20 protein-coding genes are annotated in these 23,602 nt (G+C 33.9%); 10 read left to right on the forward strand and 10 right to left on the reverse strand.

Annotated features, from left to right (window positions below):
* The first annotated feature begins 69 nt into the window (after positions 1-69).
* The 7 genes from OZP15_RS08700 to OZP15_RS08730 all read left to right on the forward strand — a co-directional run bounded on the left by OZP15_RS08700 (position 70) and on the right by OZP15_RS08730 (position 7,456).
* A complete protein-coding gene (locus tag OZP15_RS08700) occupies positions 70-1,686 on the forward strand; it encodes an ABC-F family ATP-binding cassette domain-containing protein (protein WP_281335879.1) in 1,617 nt (538 codons plus the stop codon).
* A gap of 436 nt (positions 1,687-2,122) precedes the next feature.
* Complete coding sequence (pyrR, locus tag OZP15_RS08705) at positions 2,123-2,662, forward strand: bifunctional pyr operon transcriptional regulator/uracil phosphoribosyltransferase PyrR (protein ID WP_269225094.1); 540 nt, start codon at positions 2,123-2,125, stop codon at positions 2,660-2,662.
* Between the two features lie 6 nt (positions 2,663-2,668).
* Positions 2,669-3,595, forward strand: coding sequence for an aspartate carbamoyltransferase catalytic subunit (locus OZP15_RS08710; RefSeq protein WP_281335880.1), 927 nt, complete (start codon positions 2,669-2,671; stop codon positions 3,593-3,595).
* A gap of 29 nt (positions 3,596-3,624) precedes the next feature.
* Complete coding sequence (locus OZP15_RS08715; protein ID WP_269225096.1) at positions 3,625-3,957, forward strand: ribonuclease Z; 333 nt, start codon at positions 3,625-3,627, stop codon at positions 3,955-3,957.
* 71 nt (positions 3,958-4,028) lie between these two features.
* On the forward strand, positions 4,029-4,934 hold the full coding sequence (locus OZP15_RS08720) for a ribonuclease Z (RefSeq protein ID WP_281335881.1): 906 nt from the start codon (positions 4,029-4,031) through the stop codon (positions 4,932-4,934).
* 186 nt (positions 4,935-5,120) lie between these two features.
* Entirely contained in the window at positions 5,121-5,765 is a 645-nt protein-coding gene (gene pdxH / locus OZP15_RS08725; protein WP_269225097.1) for a pyridoxamine 5'-phosphate oxidase, read from the forward strand.
* A 428-nt stretch (positions 5,766-6,193) separates the two neighbouring features.
* Complete coding sequence (locus OZP15_RS08730) at positions 6,194-7,456, forward strand: nucleoside permease (RefSeq protein WP_281335882.1); 1,263 nt, start codon at positions 6,194-6,196, stop codon at positions 7,454-7,456.
* A 95-nt stretch (positions 7,457-7,551) separates the two neighbouring features.
* Here the strand turns inward: OZP15_RS08730 and OZP15_RS08735 are convergent, their stop codons facing one another.
* From OZP15_RS08735 to OZP15_RS08750, 4 genes are all read right to left on the reverse strand, one after another.
* A complete protein-coding gene (locus tag OZP15_RS08735; protein ID WP_269225098.1) occupies positions 7,552-7,947 on the reverse strand; it encodes a four-helix bundle copper-binding protein in 396 nt (131 codons plus the stop codon).
* Between the two features lie 285 nt (positions 7,948-8,232).
* Positions 8,233-8,601 carry a DUF1801 domain-containing protein gene (locus OZP15_RS08740; RefSeq protein ID WP_432419387.1) on the reverse strand — a complete coding sequence of 123 codons (369 nt, stop codon included), beginning with the start codon at positions 8,599-8,601 and terminating at the stop codon, positions 8,233-8,235.
* A 54-nt stretch (positions 8,602-8,655) separates the two neighbouring features.
* Positions 8,656-8,907, reverse strand: a complete 252-nt coding sequence (locus OZP15_RS08745; RefSeq protein ID WP_269225100.1) for a hypothetical protein — start codon at positions 8,905-8,907, stop codon at positions 8,656-8,658.
* Between the two features lie 289 nt (positions 8,908-9,196).
* The gene (locus tag OZP15_RS08750; protein WP_281335883.1) at positions 9,197-10,027 is read right to left on the reverse strand and encodes a hypothetical protein; all 831 of its coding nucleotides are present in this window, start codon (positions 10,025-10,027) and stop codon (positions 9,197-9,199) included.
* Positions 10,028-10,382: 355 nt separating this feature from the next.
* Between OZP15_RS08750 and rpsA the strand changes: the two genes are divergently transcribed.
* Positions 10,383-12,161, forward strand: a complete 1,779-nt coding sequence (rpsA, locus tag OZP15_RS08755) for a 30S ribosomal protein S1 (protein ID WP_281335884.1) — start codon at positions 10,383-10,385, stop codon at positions 12,159-12,161.
* A gap of 68 nt (positions 12,162-12,229) precedes the next feature.
* Here the strand turns inward: rpsA and OZP15_RS08760 are convergent, their stop codons facing one another.
* The 6 genes from OZP15_RS08760 to OZP15_RS08785 all read right to left on the reverse strand — a co-directional run bounded on the left by OZP15_RS08760 (position 12,230) and on the right by OZP15_RS08785 (position 18,389).
* Entirely contained in the window at positions 12,230-12,775 is a 546-nt protein-coding gene (locus OZP15_RS08760; RefSeq protein WP_269225104.1) for a chlorite dismutase family protein, read from the reverse strand.
* A gap of 94 nt (positions 12,776-12,869) precedes the next feature.
* Positions 12,870-13,676, reverse strand: a complete 807-nt coding sequence (locus OZP15_RS08765) for an ABC transporter ATP-binding protein (protein ID WP_281335885.1) — start codon at positions 13,674-13,676, stop codon at positions 12,870-12,872.
* 119 nt (positions 13,677-13,795) lie between these two features.
* Positions 13,796-14,683: a nitrate ABC transporter permease gene (ntrB, locus tag OZP15_RS08770; RefSeq protein WP_281335886.1), complete on the reverse strand. Its 888-nt coding sequence runs from the start codon at positions 14,681-14,683 to the stop codon at positions 13,796-13,798.
* A 104-nt stretch (positions 14,684-14,787) separates the two neighbouring features.
* On the reverse strand, positions 14,788-16,008 hold the full coding sequence (locus OZP15_RS08775; protein WP_281335887.1) for a CmpA/NrtA family ABC transporter substrate-binding protein: 1,221 nt from the start codon (positions 16,006-16,008) through the stop codon (positions 14,788-14,790).
* 27 nt (positions 16,009-16,035) lie between these two features.
* Positions 16,036-17,304, reverse strand: coding sequence for an alginate export family protein (locus OZP15_RS08780; protein WP_269225109.1), 1,269 nt, complete (start codon positions 17,302-17,304; stop codon positions 16,036-16,038).
* Positions 17,305-17,690: 386 nt separating this feature from the next.
* Positions 17,691-18,389: a Crp/Fnr family transcriptional regulator gene (locus OZP15_RS08785; RefSeq protein ID WP_281335888.1), complete on the reverse strand. Its 699-nt coding sequence runs from the start codon at positions 18,387-18,389 to the stop codon at positions 17,691-17,693.
* Between the two features lie 176 nt (positions 18,390-18,565).
* Here OZP15_RS08785 and OZP15_RS08790 point away from each other — a divergent pair, with 176 nt between their 5' ends.
* Positions 18,566-22,078 carry a nitrate reductase gene (locus OZP15_RS08790; protein ID WP_281335889.1) on the forward strand — a complete coding sequence of 1,171 codons (3,513 nt, stop codon included), beginning with the start codon at positions 18,566-18,568 and terminating at the stop codon, positions 22,076-22,078.
* An 88-nt stretch (positions 22,079-22,166) separates the two neighbouring features.
* A complete protein-coding gene (locus OZP15_RS08795) occupies positions 22,167-23,594 on the forward strand; it encodes a rubredoxin (protein ID WP_281335890.1) in 1,428 nt (475 codons plus the stop codon).
* Positions 23,595-23,602: the final 8 nt, after the last annotated feature.

The raw sequence follows: 23,602 nt of genomic DNA on the forward strand, positions 1-23,602 counted from the left end.
GCATAAATAAACGCTGTTTTAACAACACTATTTTTGTACTTTTGCACAAAATTTTACAAAAAACAATTTATGTTATCAATAAATAATTTATCAGTACAGTTTGGCAAAAGAATTTTGTTTGACGAAGTAAATACGGTCTTTACTCAAGGAAATATTTACGGTGTTATTGGAGCCAACGGTGCTGGAAAATCAACTTTTCTAAAAATAATTTCGGGCGAAATGGATCCTACTTCGGGACACATTCATTTAGAACCAGGAAAACGTATGTCGGTTTTAAATCAAAACCACAATATGTTTGACGAGCATACTGTACTTGAAACCGTAATGATGGGGAACAAGGTTTTGTATAAAGTAAAAACCGAAATGGATGCCTTATATTTAGATTATACAGATGAAAATGCTGATAGAATAGGAGAGTTGCAAGTACAATTCGAAGAAATGAACGGTTGGAATGCCGATTCGGATGCGGCTTCAATGCTTTCTAATCTTGGAATTACCGAAGACAATCACTATACTTTAATGGCTGATTTGGAAGGGAAAATGAAAGTTCGTGTGCTTTTAGCACAGGCACTTTTTGGAAATCCAGATTTACTGATTATGGATGAGCCTACCAATGACCTGGATTTTGAAACCATTGCTTGGTTGGAGAATTTCTTGGCGAATTATGAAAATACCGTAATTGTAGTTTCTCACGACCGTCACTTTTTGGATGCAGTTTGTACGCATATTTCCGATATTGACTTTGGTAAAATCAATCACTATTCAGGAAACTATACTTTTTGGTATGAGTCTAGCCAATTAGCGGCGAAACAGCGTGCACAACAAAACAAAAAAGCCGAAGAAAAGAAACAGGAATTAGAAGAATTTATTCGTCGTTTTTCTGCGAATGTCGCCAAATCAAAGCAAGCTACTTCTCGTAAAAAAATGATTTCTAAATTGAATATTTCCGAAATCAAACCATCAAGTCGCCGTTATCCAGCAATTATTTTTGACCAAGAGCGTGAGGCTGGAGATCAAATTCTGAATGTTGAGAATTTAAGTGCATCTATTGATGGAGAACTTTTGTTTAAAGGCGTTGATTTGAACATGGCAAAAGGCGATAAAATTGTTCTTTTCTCTAAAGATTCTCGTGCAACAACAGCATTTTATGAAATTTTGAACAACAATCAAACCGCCGATTCAGGTACTTTTGATTGGGGAGTTACTACCAATCAGGCTTATTTGCCAAGTGATAACCATTCTTTTTTTGAAAATGATTATTCTCTGGTAGATTGGTTGCGCCAATGGGTAAAAACCGAAGAAGAACGTGACGAAGTAAACATTCGTAGTTTCCTAGGAAAAATGATTTTCTCTGGAGAAGAAGCTTTAAAAACCTGTAATGTATTATCAGGAGGTGAAAAAGTACGTTGTATGTTGTCTCGAATGATGATGGAAAGAGCCAATGTTTTGATGCTAGACGAACCAACCAACCACTTGGATTTGGAGTCGATTACGGCTTTCAACAACTCCTTGAAAAACTATAAAGGTTCAGTGATTTTCACCACCCACGATCACGAGTTTGCTCAAACTGTTGGTAATAGAGTAGTGGAGTTAACGCCAAACGGAGCTATTGACCGTTATATGACTTTTGATGAATACTTGGATAACGAAGGTGTTCAAGAATTAAGAACCAAGATGTATTCTTAAAAGAATTAAAAATTGAGAGTTAAAAAATAAAAAAATCCGTTGCAATTTGTAACGGAATTTTTTATTTTGTAGAAGTTTTTACTTTCCTTTTATTTTGCTAACTACAAAAATTATAAGAACAATAATTGCTATTACCAGAAATATACCAACACTCATTCCTGCTTGAAATATATCACCAATAAGTTCGCAACTTGTAAATAATATCGAGACTAATGCTAGCATTAGTATTTTGGGTGCATAATGTTTCATAATAGCTGGATTTTAAAGGTTTGAATTAATTATAAATGTAAAATTATAGTAATGTTCAAAAAAGAATGTTACAGAATTCAGGAGTGTTTTTATATAATTTAGATTCTTATTAAAAAAATCTCGACTTTTAATTTATAATTCCTAACTCATAATTCCTATATTTGTATTCCAATTACAACACTTCATTATGAGTCAAAAAGTATTGCTCACTTCCAAAGAAGTCAATATCATTCTGCATCGTTTGGCCTGTCAATTGATTGAAAAACATCTTGATTTTTCGAATACTATTTTAATTGGTATTCAGCCACGTGGTACCTTTTTAGCAGAACGATTGAAAAATTTATTGGTACAAGAATATGGTATTTCTAATATTGCTTTAGGGTATTTGGACATCACTTTCTTTAGAGATGATTTCCGCAGAACCAACAAACCATTAGAGGCCAACAAAACTCAAATTGATTTTATCGTAGAAAATAAAAAAGTAGTTTTTATAGACGATGTTTTATATACTGGTCGAAGTATTCGTTCGGCATTGACTGCTATTCAGTCCTTTGGAAGACCATCAGAAATTGAATTATTAACACTTATTGATCGTCGTTTTAGTCGTCATTTGCCTATTCAACCTGATTATCGAGGTCGTCAGGTGGATGCTATCAATGATGAAAAAGTACAAGTGTGTTGGAAAGAACAAGACGGTGAAGATGCCGTGTATTTAATTAATAAATAATAGAAAATGAGCGAGTTAAGTGTAAATCATTTATTGGGAATTAAATATATCAACCAGAAAGATATTGACCTTATTTTTGAAACCGCCGATCATTTTAAAGAAGTTATTAATCGTCCGATTAAAAAAGTACCTTCACTTCGTGATATTACTATTGCCAACATCTTTTTCGAAAATAGTACCCGAACCAAACTTTCCTTTGAATTGGCTCAAAAACGGTTGTCAGCCGATGTAATTAGTTTTTCGGCAGCGCAATCTTCGGTTAAAAAAGGAGAAACGCTTATTGATACTGTAAACAATATTCTTTCGATGAAAGTAGATATGGTAGTAATGCGACATTCTAGTCCTGGTGCTGCACAATTTTTGTCTCAAAATGTAAAAGCAAGTATCGTGAATGCGGGTGATGGTGCACACGAACATCCAACACAAGCTTTGTTAGATAGTTATTCTATAAGAGAAAAACTAGGCTATGTAGGAGGCAAAAAAGTAGTGATTGTAGGTGATATTTTGCATTCGAGAGTAGCACTTTCTAATATCTATGCTTTGCAAATGCAAGGTGCCGAAGTAAAAGTTTGTGGCCCAAAAACATTAATTCCAAGGCATATTGAATCACTTGGAGTAAAGGTAGAGTCCGATTTGCGTACAGCATTAGAATGGTGTGATGTAGCAAATATGCTTCGAGTTCAAAATGAAAGAATGGATGTGAACTTTTTTCCATCTACACGTGAATATGCACAGCAGTATGGATTAGACAAGACCTTGTTAGATTCTTTAAATAAAGAAATTGTAATTATGCACCCAGGACCTATCAATCGTGGAGTAGAAATCACTTCAGATGTGGCTGATTCTAAACAATCCGTGATTTTGAATCAAGTGGAAAATGGAGTAGCAATTCGCATGGCAGTCATTTATTTGTTGGCATCCAAAATCCAATAATTTTAAACTATTCTTTGTAAATTAGCATAATGAAAGTAGATAAAAAAGGACATACAACCTCTATAAAAGATACTCAAGGCGATTTGGTTTCGTTTTTGGATAAAATAACTCACGAGTATAAAACTTTTGAGAAACAAAACTTAATTATTGACATTCAAGCCTATAAAACGCTTTCTGTCAAAGAAGTAAATAGTTTTTTACCACTTTCGAAAACACATAAAAAAAGCAAAAAATCATTTGTTATTGTAACTCAAGAAATCGATTTTAATGCTATTTCTGATAAATTAGCAGTGGTTCGCTCTTTGCAAGAAGCACACGACATTATTGAAATGGACGAAATAGAACGCGATTTGGGCTTTTAAAAAAAAGTTTATTTGTTTATTCGGTTATTTGTTTAATCGAATAACCGAATAAACAAATAACCGAATAAACTTTGAACTTAACTATCCTTGGCTGTTATGCCGCTACTCCTCGAACTTTTACCAATCCGACTTCACAGGTTTTAGAGATTAGAAATAGATTGTTTCTCATTGATTGTGGCGAAGGAACGCAGGTGCAATTACGCAAAAATAAAATCCGATTTTCAAAAATCAATCACGTATTTATTTCACATTTGCACGGCGATCACTTTTTTGGTTTAATAGGTTTGATTTCTACTTTTGCCTTGCTCAATCGAACAACAGATTTACATATTTATGGGCCAAAAGGCATCAAAGAAATTATCAATTTGCAATTGCGATTGTCTAATTCTTGGACTAAATACGGTTTGTTTTTTCACGAATTAGAATCCAAAGAAAGTGAAATTATTTTTGAGGATGATAAGGTAATAGTGAAAACAATTCCTTTGAATCATAGGGTTTATACCAATGGTTTTTTGTTTCAAGAAAAAATTAGAGAACGCAAACTCAATGTAGAAGCTGTTCAAAACTATGGAATTGAAACCTGTTATTATCAAAATATCAAAAACGGAAAAGACATTACACTAGACAATGGAAATGTTATTGAAAACGATAAATTAACATTCGATTCTGATCCACCAATGAGTTATGCTTTTTGTTCGGATACGGTTTATGACGAAAGTATTATTCCTGTTATAAAAGATGTTGATGTTTTGTATCACGAATCTACTTTCTTGGATTCGGAAGAAGCTTTGGCAGGAAAAACGATGCACTCCACAGCAAAAGAAGCAGCAACAATTGCTTTGAAAGCCAATGCAAAACAATTAATTTTAGGGCATTATTCCACTCGATACGAAAGTATTACCCTTTTTAAAGAACAAGCCGAAACCATCTTTCCGAATGTACTTTTGGCTGATGATGGAAAAAGTTTTGAGCTTTGATTAATAGCAACCCAATTGTTACAATACAAACTACTCTATTTGTCACGCTGTAAGCGTTTCAAAGCACTGTGAGCAATATAATTTAGACGCTTTAAGTGTGCAAATAACAAGAATAATACATTTGTGGGAAACTCTTTATATGAGAATAAGTTTGCTTATTTTTGCAACTTAAAGAAATATAACAATATGGAAGACTTAAGCAACTATAGAAAATCTTATGAAAAAAGCGAACTTTTGGAAACCAATATCCCCGAAGATCCAATTAATTTATTTAATAAATGGTTTCATGAAGTAGAGGATTTTGGTGGAGTAGAAGAGGTGAATGCTATGACGGTTTCTACCATTGGATTAGACGGTTTTCCAAAATCGAGAGTGGTTTTGTTAAAGCAATTCACTTATGAAGGATTTATTTTTTATACCAATTACAATTCCGAAAAAGGTAAAGCCATTGCTAAAAATCCTAATATTTGTTTGTCTTTTTTCTGGCATTCGCTAGAGCGTCAAGTTATTATCAAAGGAATTGCCGAGAAAACTTCTGAAAATATATCAGACGGTTACTTTGAATCCAGACCAGCTGGAAGTAAATTGGGAGCTATTGTTTCTAATCAGAGTGAGATTATTGCTTCGAGAGCTGTATTAGAGGATAATTTGAAACAACTGGAAAATGATTTTGAAAACAAAGATGTTCCAAGACCACAACATTGGGGTGGTTATTTAATCCGTCCTGTTGAAGTGGAGTTTTGGCAAGGAAGACCCAATCGCTTGCACGATAGAATTCGCTATCAATTACAAAAAGATTGTTCTTGGAAAGTAGATAGATTAGCTCCTTAAAGTTTTATTTTGTAAGTTTAATATTTATTAAATTTTAAATTTGTGTATTTCATCGATTTTATTTGTTTTTTAATCGATAAAATACCTATATTTGTCAAAGAAATTAAGAACAGAGATATAAAAGATTTTTGCCCTAAATCTACTTTACACTTGATTTGAAAATTTAAAGAGTTTGCCCCACAATCTACTTTAAACTTAACCTAAAAATTGAAATGTTGTTGAAGATTTAAAAGAGTTTGCCCCACAATCTACTTTAAAACTTAACCGACTAAATTTGAAAAGTAATTTTTTTTAATTTTGTTAATTAGTTAGAAAAACCATCCCGAAAAAGGGGATGGTTTTTTTTTGTTTTTTCATTTGAATATCTGAATTTAATGGTAGATTTACAAACAAGATGAAAAGCACTAAAATAAAGACTAAAAATGGGTATGAATATTAAGATTCGCTTGACAATAATGAATTTTCTCCAATTCTTTGTTTGGGGAATATGGTTGATTTCGCTAGGAGGATATATGGGACAAACTTTTGGTCCAATAGAAGGAGATAGCATTGGATTGTCGATAGGAAGAACGTATGGTTCTATGGGTTGGGCCAGTTTGTTTATGCCTGCCTTATTAGGAATTATTGCCGACAAATATTTTAGCGCACAAAAAGTTTTAGGAATTGCACACATCATTGGAGGAATTGCTATTTTCTTTGCTTCAAAAGCGACGAATTCAACCGAAATGTATTGGGTTATTTTTGCCACCAGTTGCTTTTATATGCCTACTATTGCATTAAACAATTCTGTGAGTTATGCCTTATTGAATAAATTCAGTTTTGACATTCAAAAAACATTTACACCCATTCGGGTTTGGGGAACGGTAGGCTTCATTTTGGCAATGTGGACAACCGATATAACCGATTGGAAATCCAATGCCAATCAATTTGTTTTTGCTGCAGTTGCAATGATAATCACTGGTTTGTTTTGTTTCAGTTTGCCTGATGTGCCAGCTGAAAATAAGAATACCAATCAATCGCTGTCGAGTAAATTTGGGTTGGATAGTTTTGTGCTTTTCAAACAAAAAAAATTAGCTATCTTTTTCGTTTTTGCCATGTTTTTAGGAGCCGCTTTGCAAATTACCAATATGTTTGGTGATACTTTTATTAGAGATTTTGGCTCCAATCCAGAATACCAAGGAACTTTTGGTGTAGAGCATTCTGTCTTTATTATATCGTTGTCTCAAATTTCAGAAACACTATTCATTTTGACCATTCCTTTTTTCCTAAAACGATTCGGAATCAAACAAGTGATGATGTTTAGTATGTTGGCTTGGACGTTGCGTTTCGCTTTGTTTGGTATTGGAAATCCTGGTTCGGGCGTAATTTTCTTGATTTTATCAATGATTGTTTACGGAATGGCATTTGATTTCTTTAATATTTCAGGTTCTTTATTTGTCGAAAAACAAACCGATAGCAAAATGAGAGCCAGTGCTCAAGGATTGTTTATGTTGATGACCAATGGAGTAGGAGCGATACTTGGCGGAGAATTTGCTGGAAGAACTGTGAGTTATTTTACCGTTGAAAACAAGGTGCAATGGCCTAATGTTTGGTTTTCGTTTGCTGGGTATGCCTTTGTAATTTTGATATTATTTGCTATTGTTTTTAAATACAAACATGATCCCGAGGAAGTGGATAAAGTGAGTCATTAAGGTTTTTTTATATTTCAAACCCGACAGGTTTCAAAACTTGTCGGGTTTTTTATTGCTGCATATAATAATGGTAAAAACCAACGTGGATTACTTCGTTAGTTTGCCTCACTCGGGAAGAAATCCACGTTATCGGATTGCAAATTGTTTGTTTCTCCCATTTTGCTGCATTCAACGGCACATTTGCGACAGGCTTCCGCACATTTTTTGCAATGCTCCATATGTGCATGTTTTTCACATTCGTCGGCACAAGCATTGCAAATTTCTGCACACAAGTTGCAAAATTTGTTTACAAAACCGATGGTGTGTTCGTCTGATCTTGCCATAAAAGCAGCCGCCATACGGCACATATCCGCACAATAACGATCCAGTTCAATACACTTGGCTTGCAGGATAGCATTGGGTTCGTTTGAACACGCTGTTGCACAATGTTCGCATTCAGCTGCACAGTCGTTACAGGCATCAATACATACTTTGAATTTTTTGTGACTCATCTTTTCTTGATTTAGTGTTGCAAATTAATTTTTGCAACGTCATAAAGGTGAGTCAATTAATGAGAATGAGTGTTGTACAACTTTAGAAATAACTAGTATTATTTACATATTTAAATTGCGAGTTTATAGCTATTTCAATGATAATCAACACAAGCCGTGAATAGTTTACTAAAATTGTAACGGCATATTGTAGTAGGGGTGTGTTGTAAAGTGGCTAAACTTCGCAGCAGTAAACAAGGTAAAACGGTTTAATGTTTGGTTTTTGTTTTATTGGGTGCTGCCCATTTATTCTTTGAGCTTTATGATGCCATTTCGATATAGGTCTAAAGCTTTTTGCAGAATAGTTTCAATTGTTTCTAGAGGTAAATCTTGGTTGGGATTCACTCTGAAAATCTTCATTCGCGAGCGGTCGCCTTTTTCTAATTTGGGGTGATCCAGATGATTTCCTTCTACCATTAAAATATAGGGTTCAGTTGTTTTTTTGTCTGTCCACAAATAACAAAACATCTTTTTCTTATAACAAAAACAAGGCATTCCGTATTTTTGAGTTTCTGTAATATTGTTGTCTTGAGCTAAAATGATACTACGCAAGGCTAACAAACAACTTTTGTTTGGTTCTTCTTTGTTGATATAAAAGTTGTAAAATTCATTAATCATAAACTTTGGGCTATGTAAAGCTGGCTACTTTGTAATTCTTGATGCCAGCTGTTATTTTGGAAGAAGGCTCTCAAAGTAAGTTTTGATTTTTATATGTGACTGGCTATCAAACTCCAGAAGATCATTTCCTTTACTATCCAAACAAGTTACTGTTACAGCATTCCTACCTAAGTTAGTAGTTGAAAAGAATGTTAAAATGATTTTATTTTCACTCCATTCCGGTTTCTTAAAATTTTTAAAAATGATTGAATTTCGAATTTTTCCTTCGTTTTGGATTTGCTCATTTCCAAGTGATAGCTTCATTTTATTTATGAACACTTCGACATTTCCATCGAATATAATGCTTAAGATTTTTGTAGGTTTTCCATTTACAGATCCAGAAGCTACTTTAATTCCAAATTCAAAAGGGACTAGAGTAGTTGAAGATGTGCTCGAATAAATTGTATTGGTTTGTGCGATACTTAACTGAATCGAAATTATGAATAGAAGTAGGAATAAGTTTTTCACTTGAGTATTTGTTTTGTTTATTGTTTAAGGTTATAGTGGCATATTGTTGTAGTAAGCATTCTAAAGAATCAGTATTAATCAAATTCTAAAATTTCAAAATTTTTGCTGTTTGAATCATTCCTGTTTTTGATGTAATATCCAATTCCATTTTTTTAATTTTCATATTAGCAGACATTTCCATGTCTATTTGATATTTAAGGTTGAAATTATTAATGATATCATAGAGTAACTTTCCTTTTCCTGTACCTGTTGCGTTCATAGGGAATTTACCCGTATTGGTTTTCATCGTAAAAACTTGTGAAATATCAAAATCGGCAATATTTTTTTGGATGCTTTCTAATTTATAAGTCGTGGTAATTGTCATTTCTAATTGCATACCTGCCATTGGGATAGACATTGGAGTATCTATAGAAAAAACGTCACCAACTTTAACGGTTCTTTCAGGAATGTTTATTTGAGAAAAAGTGGCTTGCATAGTTTGGAGCATACTTTTTTTAAATTCTTCGCTCAAACCTGGTGAAACTATAGAGTCTAAAGTAGGCATATTTCCAAGGGTTCCTTTCCCATAAATGATAGTTCCGCTTGGAATTACAATTTTATCATTACTATTTGTGGTCTTAACGAATTCAATTGTTAGAGGAAAATCTTTGTTTTCGGATAATTTTCCTGTTTTAAAAACAGATTCAATGACGGAATTATTATCAGTAATCATAGGGTTTTGCATGCCACTTTCTTTCAGTTTCTGAATAATTTCTGAATCTCCTGAATATTTCATTTCCAAATGGGTTGTTTGATCCATTGTTTGGTCGTATTTTGTCTCCGGATTGTATTGTACTTTTAGTTGAAATTCATTTTTGTTTTGAGCTACAGCTAATTGTGTTGCAACTATTAAAAGCAATAAGATTGTTTTTTTCATTTGTATAATTTGTTATTTGATTTCAAATCTAATAAAAAAAATAGTACAAAATACAGTTGTTTTTATTTGAATTTTGAAAATGTATCTTTTTGTTATTTATAACCTTTTTCAAAGTTTTGAACTTTGACAAAGGTGTGGAAAATTTAGTATTAAACCTTAAAGTATTTCGCTCCTAAAAATCAGTCCATTATCTGCTTATAATTATTTTGCAGTTCAAAATAAAAGAATTACTTTTGCACACCTTTTGGTGAAGAAGAGTTTCCTTTAGGTATCAACTAATTATACAAACAACTTCTGTTGTTTTCTATCACGTTATGAAACTCGAGAAAATGCAGAATACAAATTTTTAATCAGCATGTCTGAAATTTTAAAATCACAAGAAGAGTTTTTAGCAAATTTTAACTGGCACAACTTCGAAGAAGGTATTGATGCAGTAGATGAGAAAAACTTACAAGAATTCGAAGACCTAGTTTCAAAAACTTTTATCGCGACAGATCAAGAAGAAGTAGTTGAAGGTATCGTTGTTAGAATTACTGATAGAGACGTTATCGTTGATATCAACGCAAAATCGGAAGGTGTTATTTCATTGAACGAATTCCGTTACAATCCAGCATTAAAAGTAGGTGACAAAGTAGAAGTATTAATTGACATCCGTGAGGATAAAACAGGTCAATTGGTATTGTCTCACAGAAAAGCACGTACTATCAAATCATGGGATAGAGTTATTTCGGCTAACGAAACAGGAGAAATCGTTAATGGTTTTGTAAAATGCAGAACTAAAGGTGGTATGATCGTTGACGTTTTCGGAATTGAAGCTTTCCTTCCAGGTTCTCAAATTGATGTTAAGCCAATTAGAGACTACGATGTATATGTAAACAAAATGATGGAATTCAAAGTGGTAAAAATCAACCACGAATTCAAAAACGTTGTTGTATCTCACAAAGCGCTTATCGAGGCCGATATTGAAGTACAGAAAAAAGAAATCATCGGAAAATTACAAAAAGGACAAGTATTAGAAGGTGTTGTTAAAAACATCACTTCTTATGGTGTGTTTATTGATTTAGGTGGTGTTGATGGATTAATCCACATTACAGACCTTTCTTGGTCAAGAATCAACCACCCATCTGAAGTTCTTGAATTAGACCAAGTTCTTAACGTGGTAATCCTTGATTTTGATGATGAGAAAACAAGAATCCAATTAGGATTGAAACAATTAAACGCTCACCCATGGGATGCTTTAAATGCTGATTTAACTATTGGTGATAAAGTTTCTGGTAAAGTAGTTGTAATCGCTGATTACGGTGCATTTATCGAAGTTGCTGAAGGTGTTGAAGGTTTGATTCACGTTTCTGAAATGTCATGGTCAACTCATTTACGTTCTGCTCAAGATTTCGTAAAAGTAGGTGATGTTGTTGAGGCTGTTATATTAACTCTTGATAGAGATGACCGTAAAATGTCATTAGGTATCAAACAATTGACTCAAGATCCTTGGACTGATATTACTTCTAAATACCCAGTAGGTTCTAAACATACAGGTATCGTTAGAAACTTTACAAACTTTGGTATTTTCGTAGAATTAGAAGAAGGAATTGATGGATTAATCTACATTTCTGACCTTTCTTGGACGAAAAAAATCAAACACCCTTCTGAATTTGTGAATGTTGGTGAGAAATTAGACGTAGTTGTATTAGAATTAGATGTTGACGGACGTAAATTATCTTTAGGTCACAAACAAACTACTGCTAATCCTTGGGATCAATACGAAGATTCATTCGCAGTGGGAACTATCCACTCTGGAGAAATCTCTGAAATTGTTGACAAAGGAGCTACTGTAGAATTTGGAGATGATATCGTTGCTTTCATTCCTACTCGTCACCTTGAAAAAGAAGACGGAAAGAAATTGAAAAAAGGAGATACTGCTGATTTCAAAGTAATCGAATTCAACAAAGAATTCAAAAGAGTAGTTGCTTCTCACACTGCTATCTTCCGTGAAGAAGAAGAGAAAAACGTGAAAGCTGCTGCTGAAACTACTGCATCTGCATCTACTACAAACGCACCAGCTGCAACTTTAGGAGATAACAATGATGTATTAGCTGCATTGAAAGCTAAAATGGAAAAATCAGAGAAAAAATAATTTCTTGATTTTTTAATATAAAAAAGGCTGTCCGAAAAGACAGCCTTTTTTTGTGCTTAAAAATGAAATTACTTTTTCAATCGAATGTCAATTTCTCTATCGACATATTTCCATTCTTCGGTGTTTCGGAGGGTGTGTAAAAGTTCTTCAAAAGGATCGGCATCATCAGGAGCATACTCAAACCAAGTTAAAAAATCAAAGGGTTCGCCAATGTCTCTCGAATGGAATAACTTTCGAGCAATGGCGGGCAAATATTTCATACCTGTTTGGGTGTGTTGCGATTTGTTTTCCATTATTTTTCGGCGTTCGTCTTGCGCTAGATTCCACCAGTCTTCTGATTTTCGAATCGGAATAAAAGCAGCAAATGTGGCGGTAGGTCTGCCCAAATCTTCCTGAATAGCGACTAATTTTTCTTTTTCTTCTTTTTCGGTGTAGCGCAAATTGCTGACAATTCCTTTGAGTGTCCAGATTCCCGATTGTGATTGAACTAAATCTCCTTTTGTTTTGGTCAAATGAGAAACTGGGGGTAACGAATCTCCTTTTACTGTTTTCATACAGATAACTTCCCACTCACCAGATGTGTCACCAGTGAAATCAAAAATAGTATTCAACATAGATCAAAAATTAAGTTAAACAATATCAAAAATAGAAAACCCCATAATGCCATGTCATTATTGGGGTTTTCAGCTAAACAAAAATAATTAAAAACTAACTTTGATAGACCATTCCCATATCTTCGATAGAGAATTTGTCTGTTAATAGGTGCAATAATCGATCTCTTAACTCAATGTATTCTGGAGTTTTTACGATTTCGATTTTATTTCTTGGTCTTGGTAAATTCACTTCTACAATTTCTCTGATGGTAGAAGCAGGTCCATTATTTAAAACCACAATTCTATCGGATAAAAACAAAGCTTCTTCAATATCGTGTGTAATCATCACGATCGTTTTTTCTCTGTTGTTCAGGTTCCATAATTTCAATACTTCAATCTGCATCGAGCCTTTGGTCAAGGCATCCAAAGCACCAAATGGCTCGTCTAGCAATAATACGCCAGGGTTTATAGCAAATGCTCTGGCAATGGCAACTCTTTGTTTCATACCACCGGATAATTGTCCTGGTAATTTGTCTTTGTGTTCGAAAAGATTAACCATTTTCAGGTTTTTGATTACGATTTCGTGTTTTTCAGCTTTAGAACAATCCATAACTGAATCGACAGCCTGAAAAATATTTTGTTCTACACTCATCCAAGGCAAAAGGGAGTAGTTTTGAAAAACAATTCCTCGATCAGGGCCTGGGCCTTTTATGTTTTTTCCACCTAATTCTACTGATCCTCCTGTTGGAGTTAGCATTCCGCCAATAGCATTCATTATCGTTGATTTTCCGCAACCTGAATGTCCAATTATAGAGATTATTTCACCTTTTTTGATAGATAAATTAATATCTCTTACTGCAATATATTTTCCTTTTGGAGTTGGAAAAGAAATTTCCAAGTCTTTGATTTCTAAATAACTCATAGTTTTTTAATTTAAGATTGTTTAACTTTTAAATTGTTTAAAGTTGTTTAAAATGGTTTAAGATTGTTTAAAGTGAGGCAAACCCTTAAACCTTTAAACAATTTTAAACTTTTAAACCCTTACTTATAGGCAACTTTGTTTTCGATGAAAGTGAATATTCTATCAAATAGCAATCCTACGATACCAATGATGATGATGGCAGAAATTACTTTTTCTAGACTCAAGGCATTCCAGCTGTCCCAAACGAAGAATCCAATTCCAGCTCCTCCAGACAACATTTCACCGGCAACAATAACCAACCAAGCTACACTAATACTTAAACGTAAACCTGTAATAATATGTGGTAAGCTATATGGAATCAATATTTTAGTTACATATCTCATAGTTGAAAAACCAAAAGCTTTAGCAACATTTTTATGATCTTGAGGGATTGATGCAACACCAAAAGAAGTATTGATCAAAGTGGACCATAAAGAGGTAATAAAAACGATAAATACAGTTGCCATTCCGGTATCTTTGAAAACTACCAATCCGATTGGAAACCAAGCCAAAGGCGAAACAGGTTTCAATAATTGTACAATTGGATAAAATAATTGTTTGCAAATAGTACTGGCTCCAATTAAAATTCCTAATGGAATGGCTACTAGCGAACCTAATAAAAATCCAGAAAGTACCGTTTTGATAGAGTTGAATAATTGCAATCCAATTCCTTTGTCATTCGGTCCATAATCGTAGAAAGGGTCACTCAACATTTCTTTTAATACGGTCAATGTTGGTATTGGTCCAGGCAAAGCATCTTCAGTGTAAGCACTTAATGCTGTCCATAATCCGCCAAAAACTACTAATCCAATGATGGCAAAAAAAATGGATTTTGATTTTTCGATAAATGTGTTTAAGGCTAATTTCAGTTTGTAATTTTCTTCACCAGAAGTCTTTACGGTTTCTGTTGAATCATTGATGGATCTATCTAATGCATCCTCAATTGTTAGTGTGTTTTTTTCTGACATGGCAATAAATTTTAATTTAGTTTTTAATCTTTAATCTTTAATTCTGTTGAGTATCATTCGACTCCTCTTCATTAAGAAGAGGAATTCGATTGATATTTTTGTTTTTATTTTACTGTTTTTAAGTAAGCTGCTGGATTTGCTGGATTAAAAACTGTTTTGTCCATGGTAAGTGAAAACGGTTTCATATCGTCAGCAGGTACTTTTACTTTCATACTTGCAGCTACTTGTTTGTATAAATCGGTAAGAATTAATTTGTCGGCAATAGCTTTGTAATCAGGAGCTGTTTTTAAGTATCCAAAACGTACGTATTGTGCCATGGCCCAGATAGCATGTGATTTGCGTGGGAAGTTTACTAAACCACCTTTGTGGAAAGCCATTTGATCTCCTTTGTATATTTTTTTACCTAAATTGCAACCTAAATTGTATTCTCCATTTAATCGGTCTTCGATAACATCGTTGTTGGCATTTACATAAGGTGCTTTGCCAATAATATCAGCCGTTTTTTTACGATTTGCAGGAACGTCTAGCCACATACATGCTTCCATTACAGCTTTCATAACTTTAATCAAATCTGCTTTTCTTTTTGCACTAAAATCTTTGTTTACTACCAATGCTTTTTCTGGGTGATCTTTCCAAATATCTTGAGTTGCAATTTGAGTAAATCCTATTTTTTGCATTGCAGCTACACCTCCCCAAGGTTCTCCTACACAAAATCCGTCCATATTACCTACTTTCATATTAGCAACCATTTGCGGAGGTGGAATGGTGATAATTTTAGAAGTTTTTTGATTGATATTTGCTAATGCTAACCAGTTACGCAACCATAAATCGTGAGTTCCACCTGGAAAAGTCATGGCAAATGTTACTTCTTTTTCGGCTTTTAATTTAGAAGCTACCACAGGACCAGCTTTAGCCATATCTTTAAAACCTACTTTTCCACAAAAATCATTTGATAATGTTATGGCTTGACCATTGGTATTCAACATCATGGCAATTTTCATTTCTGAACCTGCTTTTCCACCAACACCAGTGTACACTGAAAAAGGCATAGAATACAAGCAATGCGCTCCGTCCAATTCGCCGGTCAAGATTTTATCTCTCACATTGGCCCAAGAAGATTCTTTGGTGACAATTACTTCTACACCATATTTTTTGAACAATCCTAATTCTTTTGCCATAACGATTGGCGAACAATCGGTTAGTGGAATAAATCCAAGTTTTATAGGTTCTTGGGCGTTTACTGTCGTGAAAGCTGTGCTCACTGCTACTGCCAAAACCAATACTGATTTTGTTAATGTTGCTATTTGTTTTTGTATCATTTTCATCTGTATAAAATTTAAAAATTTGTAGTATTATTTTTTTGTGGAAAAAACTTGAGGATTGATGTTTATCATCAAATATGCCCAGTTATTTGTACTATCGTTTAATCCTGTTCCTCCTTTTAAGGCAACCATTGAATCTGAAGCAAACATTTGAGAATATCCAGCAATTAAGGTAATGTCTTTGTATGCTTTGTAAACCGCAGTTACATCAATCTCTGTTCCTAGGTATGAATCTTGTTCTACACCAGCAGAAACAATTTTGTTAGGAGCTGAAAAAATGTGAGGAGCAACTGATAAATTCACTTTTTTGATTGGAAAATCTAGTTTTAATGTAATGTCACTCAAACCTACAGAATTAGCATGATTTCCCACATAGAAATAATCCATAAAACCGTTGAAGGCGTGGTTTGTACCAAATAATGGGGCGAAAGATTTTACAACTGTCGATGTTGAATTTTGATCTTTACCTGATAAGAATTCATATCCTAAAGTTGCTTTAAATTTTGGAGTAAATGCGTATCCTAAATTTACAGCTGCTTCCCAAGCTGATACAGTATTTTTGCCTATTTTACCAGTTTGTCCATATAAGCTATAATCAATTCCAAGTTTTTTTCCGTCATATTTAGCATAAGTTCCAAAAGTTTGGAAATAATTCAACCCTATTTCAGTTGGTGTTTTCAAGTATTCTCTTCCTACATTTATGGCTAATAAACTAAAATTTAGTTTTTTGATATTCGAATGATACCAAGCATATTGCATATCCTTAAAAATGTCTGTTGCATAAGGTGTTGCAGCGGCTACTTTGGCTTCTGAATTAGCATTCAATGCAAAACCTAAATCCAATTGACTTTTTGCACCTTTGTATTTGATTAAAGCAGCATCAAAACTACGACCTTGTGTTGCCCAATCTAGTCCACCTATTATTCTTTGGTTGTCATAAGACAAAGTTTGACGACCTAATTTTGTACTCCATTTTTCAGTGAATTTGTATTCTGCATACGCTTCAAAAGCAGCTACTCCATTTTTACTAGCAAGTGGTGTGGTATTTACATCTCCCCAGGTACTGATGTTTTGAAGTGAAAGTTTTACAGTTAATTTGTTGTCACCGTAATTCAAATTTACTCTAGAACGATTTCCTATAAAAGAAGTGTGTTCTGTTGTTGGTGTTATTAATGTACCAAATCCATTGGTGTACTCAAAACGAGGTCTAATTTGAATATCAGCTTTAAAATCCTGTGCCAATACATTTCCAGTGATTAATCCTAATAACGGTAGATAAATTGATTTTGTAATTTTCATAATAGTTCTTGTTTTTGTTTGTAATTGTTTTGATTAAGTATGAAGCAAATTTACGTAAGTATTAATACTTATATACTACGTAAAATACAGGTCAAAACAGTTTTTTAACACTAGAAAAAACGTAAATATGTTGGTTTTTTTTCTGTTTTATGGCAGAATTAAGACGTAAATAGTATTATTTCAGGTATTTACAGAACATAAATACCTAGTAATATATACGTACTAATGAGGGTTGGTTTTAATAAAAACAAAGATTTTAGACTTTAATAATCTAAAAAAATAGAATTATCTTGTAAAAAATAGAAGAATGTAGTCTTTTGGTCTTATAGACTACGTATTTTTTTTGGAAGAAGATGGGTAGAAACAAAGAATTTTGAGCTAGCAAACTATTTATGTTCTCTAATTTCGGCTTTAAGTTTATCTACTTGAAGTAAGCCAATTTTTTTGCCAACAGTTTTGATAAGTGCTTCTTTTTTTAGGCTTGAGAGTACACGTATGACTTGTTCGTCAGTAGTTCCAGCAAAATCAGCAATTTCTTTTCGGGACAAATCAAGCTCGATCACACCATTAGTTTGACCAAATTTTCGATGAATGTATAATAAGGTATCAATTACACGTTCTCTCACATTCATTTGAGCAATTTTTCGAATGTTATTCTCGCTTTTGTTTAATTCCTCAGCGTAAAAAAGCATTAGATCATAAGTAAATTCAGGGACAGTTTTTAAAATCTCGAGCATATCTTCGTTGCTAAAATTACATAACAAAGTGTCTTCCAAGGCATAAGCGCCAATAAGATAACGCTTGCTTGTACCAAAACCTCTAAAACCAACAGTGTCTCCTTCTTTAGTCAATCGAACAATTTGTTCTTTGCCGTGAATACCTGTTTTTACAGTTTTTACTTTTCCTTTAAAGATAAAATATAGTCCTTGAATTGGCGCACCTTCAATAATAAATTGGTGTGTTTTTTTGCAAATAAAACTACGTTTTTTAGCAATGTAAGTTTTCATTTGTTCCAAATGAATGTGTTTTTTGATAAAACAATTTTCGTTGGTACAACTCATGCAATTGGCTTGATCTTCTCTCATCGATAAAAAATTAATAATTTATAACCCGTGATTTACTCTCAAAAATTTATTTTGAACAAATTTATAAAAAAATATTCGTTTTATACGTATTTATACGTAAAAATACTTATTTTTACACTTTCAAAATAAAGTATTTGTCTATAAGTTAGACTTTCATCAATATTAAAGCAATTACAATGCAAAATTCAGAAATCAAATCTACCTGTTCCTATTGTGGTGTAGGATGCGGAATTGTAGTAACTAATGATGCTAAAAATGGAGTTTCCGTAACAGGTGATAAGGACAATCCTGTCAACAGAGGTATGCTTTGTTCAAAAGGAAGAAACCTTCATTATGTGGTAAATGATACTTCGGATAGAATATTGTATCCTGAAATGCGATGGAGTAAATCACATCCCATGGAACGTGTGAGTTGGGATCAAGGATTGGATCGTGCTGCTGCAGTATTTTCTTCAATCATAAAAAAACACGGACCTGATAGCGTCGGTTTTTATATTTCTGGTCAATGTCTTACCGAAGAATATTATCTGGTAAACAAATTAGTAAAAGGATTCTTGAAAACTAATAATATCGATACCAATTCTCGTTTGTGTATGAGTTCGGCGGTGGCGGGTTACAAGAAAACCTTCGGAGAGGATTCTGTGCCTATTGCTTATGACGATATTGAATTGGCCGATACGTTTTTGATTACAGGAGCCAATCCAGCTTGGTGTCACCCGATTTTGTTCAGGAGATTGGAACAGCACAAAGAGAAAAATCCAAAAGTAAAAATCATTGTTGTTGATCCTAGAAAAACCGATTCAGCTTTGGCTGCCGATTTGCATTTGCAAATTATTCCTGGAACTGATATTGTATTGTACCACGCTTTAGCAAAAAGACTAATCGAAAAAGGTTTTTCGGATATGGATTTTGTCGAAAAACATACAGAAAACTTTATTGCATATAAACAATTAGTTTTGGCAAGTTCTTTCGAGAAAGCTTCTAAAATTTGCGGTGTTTCTGTAGATGACATTAAAAATGCAGCAGATATCATTGGAAAAGCCAAAGGATTTATTTCGCTTTGGGCTATGGGATTGAATCAAAGTGCTATTGGTGTTGATAAAAATACTGCTTTACTGAATCTTTCTTTATTGACAGGTCATGTCGGAAAACCAGGTTCTGGTCCTTTTTCTTTAACAGGTCAGCCCAATGCAATGGGTGGTCGTGAAGTAGGAGGAATGGCCAATTTATTGGCGGTTCACAAAGAATTGGCTAATCCAACGCACCGTCAGGAAGTAGCTGAATTTTGGGGAGTGGACGGTATTTCTGAAAAACCGGGTTTAACGGCTACCGAAATGTTCGAAGCTTTGGAATCTGGAAAAATGAAAGCCATTTGGATTATTTGTACCAATCCATTAGTGAGTTTGCCCGATTCCAGAAGAGTAGAAAAAGCTTTATCGAATGCCAAATTCGTTGTCGTTCAAGACATTTCACACAATTCCGATACTTCAAAGTTTGCCGATTTATTATTACCAGCTGCAGGTTGGTTAGAAAAAGAGGGAACAATGACTAATTCCGAAAGAAGAATTTCGTATTTACCAAAAGGAATCAATGCACCAGGAGAAGCACTTTCAGATGTAGATATTTTGATGCGTTTCGCTAAAAAAATGAATTTTTCAGGCTTCAATTTCAATACTACCGAGGATATTTATAAAGAACATTGCTTGATGACTAAAGGAACCAATATAGATATTTCGTATTTGAATTACAGCCGTCTTAAAAACGAAGGTACCTTCCAATGGCCTGTTCCAGATTACGGACATCCCGGAACGCCTCGTTTGTTTGCCGATAAAAAGTTTTTTACTCCTTCGCAAAAAGCGATTTTCAATATTCCAACCGCTATCGAAAATACTTCGCCAGCACCGAATGATGAGTTTCCATTTATTTTGACCACAGGACGTATTCGTGACCAATGGCATACGATGACCAAGACTGGAAAAGTATCCCGATTGATGACACATATTCCGAGTCCTGTTTTGGAAATTAATCCAATTGATGCCTTCAAATCAAAAATTGAAGAAGGTGATATTGTTGTGGTAACTAGTAAAAATGGAACGGTTCAGGTAAAAGCAAAAGTTTCGGATACGATTCGCGAAGGAGTAGTTTTCTTACCGATGCACTGGGGAAAACAATTAGAAAATGATTTGAATCGAACGAACAACTTAACCAATACGATTATTGATCCTGTTTCGAAAGAACCAGATTTTAAATACACAACAGTTTCTGTAGTTAAATATGTTAAACCGTTTGAAAAAATAGCCGTTGTTGGAGCAGGGGCAGCCGCTTTCCGTTTTATTCAAAACTATAGAGAAATTAATAAAACTGATGAAATTATTGTTTTCTCTAACGAGGAAAACCCGTTCTACAATAGGGTTTTATTGCCAGAGTACATGACAGGCGAATTCACTTGGGAGCAATTGATGAAAATTAAAGAAGAAGCACTAGCCAAGTTGAATATTAGCATGTGCTCAAATGTTTCTATTGATAATTTGAATACAAAAGAGAAAACGATTTTGGATAACCAAGGCGTTTTGCACAGTTTCGATTCCTTGATTTTAGCAACTGGAAGCCGTCCATTTGTACCCGAAAACGCACAATTGCACTTACCTGGACGCTTCACCATGCGAAAAAAGAGTGATGCCGATCGATTGAAAGACTATTTGAACAGCACTAATTTACCAACAGAAGAGCAGCACGTAGTAATTGTTGGTGGTGGATTGTTGGGACTAGAATTAGCAGCAGCCTTAAAACATAAAAAAGTAAAAATCACCATAATTCAACGTGCTTCCCGTTTGATGGAACGTCAATTGGATCGAATTTCGAGTAAATTATTGGCCGAGGAAGTACAACTTCGTGATATTGCGATTTACTTTGATAATGAGGTAAGTACAGTATTCGAAACCGATAATGCAAACGAACTAGAAATTGCACTGAAAAGTGGTCGAATTTTGACAGCAAATGCTATTGTTTATACCATTGGGACTATTCCCAACATCGAAATTGCCAAAGAAGCAGGATTGGCTTGCGGACGTGGAGTGAAAGTTAACCAGTATTTACAATCTTCAAATCCTAGTATTTTTGCGATTGGAGAAATTGCGGAATTCAACAATCAGTTGTTCGGAATTACATCAGCTGCCGAGGAACAAGCTGATATTTTGGCTAACTTTATGGCGGGCGACATTAGCAGTTTCTACAAAGGTTCAGTTTTGATGAATATCTTGAAATTAGAAGACATCAATTTGTGTAGTATTGGCGAAATTGAAGCACCACAAAATGATGATTCCTATGAAGAAATTGTATTTTCTGATTTAGGAAAGCGATATTACAAAAAGTGTATCGTTAAAAATGACTTATTAGTTGGAGCAATTTTAATGGGAGATAAAGCCGAATTTGCCGAATTCAAAACTATGATTGAAAGCAAAATCGAATTGTCTGATAAGCGAAACAGTTTGTTAAGAGGCAGCTCTACCGCAAAACCAGTTTTAGGAAAATTAGTGTGTTCTTGTAGCCAAGTAGGTGCAGGAAATATTGAAGAATGTATCAAAGGCGGTGTGACCAACTTCACCGAGTTATGCAAAACAACTGGAGCAGGATTAGGCTGCGGAAGTTGTAAAACCGAAGTAAAAGAAATTTTATCAAAATGTAAATAAATAAAAAAGTGTTCAGTGGTCAGTATTCAGTGTTCAGAGAGCAACTGACCCCTGAATACTGAACATTGAACACTGAACACTATAGACTATGGAATTGACAAGATTAATAGTAAAGGGAGGCGTAATTTCACCAGGTGAATTACGAGAAATTGTAAATATGGCTTTGGATCAAGGATTAAAAGATATTTCTTTTGGTTCCAGACAAGATATTATTTTTCCAAAAGGATTTACAGCTATCGGAAAAGAAAAGGCTGGCAAATATCATTTTGTTTATCCCAATGAAAAAAGTGGAAACAATATTGTAACCTCTTATGTCTCGACAGATATTTTTAGAAATACACCATGGCTAACGGGGAATAAATTCCTATACATCTTGGAACAATTCAAGCAAAATCCTGCATTGAAAGTCAATATTACTGATCCAAATCAGCAGTTAGTACCATTGTTTACAGGACATATCAACTTTATAGCTTCACACCATGAAGATTATTGGTTTGTGTACATTCGTTTGCCAAAATGGGACAAAATGGAAATATATCCAGTCCTAATTTACAGCTGGAATATTGCCGAAGTGTATTATGCAATTGAAAAAGTCCTGCAAGAAGAACCCGATTCTGCAGATATGATTTTCCAATTAGTAAACGATGCTTTGGATACCAATAATAGAACAATTGACAAGCCGTTGAATATTCCGTTTTATCCTTTTCCGTATTATGAAGGAATGAATAGACTGGGAATTGACCAATATTGGTTGGGATTGTATTGGAGAAATAACCTTTACGATTTAGACTTTTTGAAAGAAATGTGCGATTTGTGTTTTGATTGTAAAATTGGTAAAATTTGTATCACACCTTGGAAATCGTTTATAATCAAAGGAATTCCAAAAGACCGAAAATTAGATTGGGAAAAATTTCTAGGCAAACGAGGAATTAACGTGCGCCATTCGTTATTAGAATTGAATTGGCACTTACCAGTAGCCGAAGAATGGGCTTTGAATTTAAAAACTTTTTTAGTGCGAACACTAGATCAGTTTGATATTAGTACTTACGGTTTGACTTTTGGATTATCTGAATATAACCGTGAGGGACATTATTTTACTTCGATTGTGGTAGAAAAAAATGATGCACCAAAAGATTTAGAATCAATAAAAATCAGAGCTACTTACAATGTTTTGTATGCCAAAAATTTTGATCCCAATACCAAAGAATACATCGTTCATGCTCAAGATGTTGATAAATTAGAATTGCCTAATATTTTGATTGAATTGAGTAGAAAATATTTTGAAGATTTAGGAAATTCAACCTTTGAAGTTAGTGCTACAACCATCAAAAAAGAAGCAAAAGAACAAGATATTCATCAATGTCAGGAATGTTTAACGCTTTATAACGCCGAATTTGGCGATGCAACCCAAGGTGTTGAAAAAGGAGTTTTGTTTGCTGATTTGCCAGAAGACTACGAGTGTTCGCTATGTGAATCACCAAAAAGTAATTTTATAAACTATCTAGAAAAAGTGTAGTTTTGTAA

The sequence above is a fragment of the Flavobacterium eburneipallidum genome, from assembly GCF_027111355.2.
In the GTDB taxonomy this organism is placed as follows: domain Bacteria; phylum Bacteroidota; class Bacteroidia; order Flavobacteriales; family Flavobacteriaceae; genus Flavobacterium; species Flavobacterium eburneipallidum.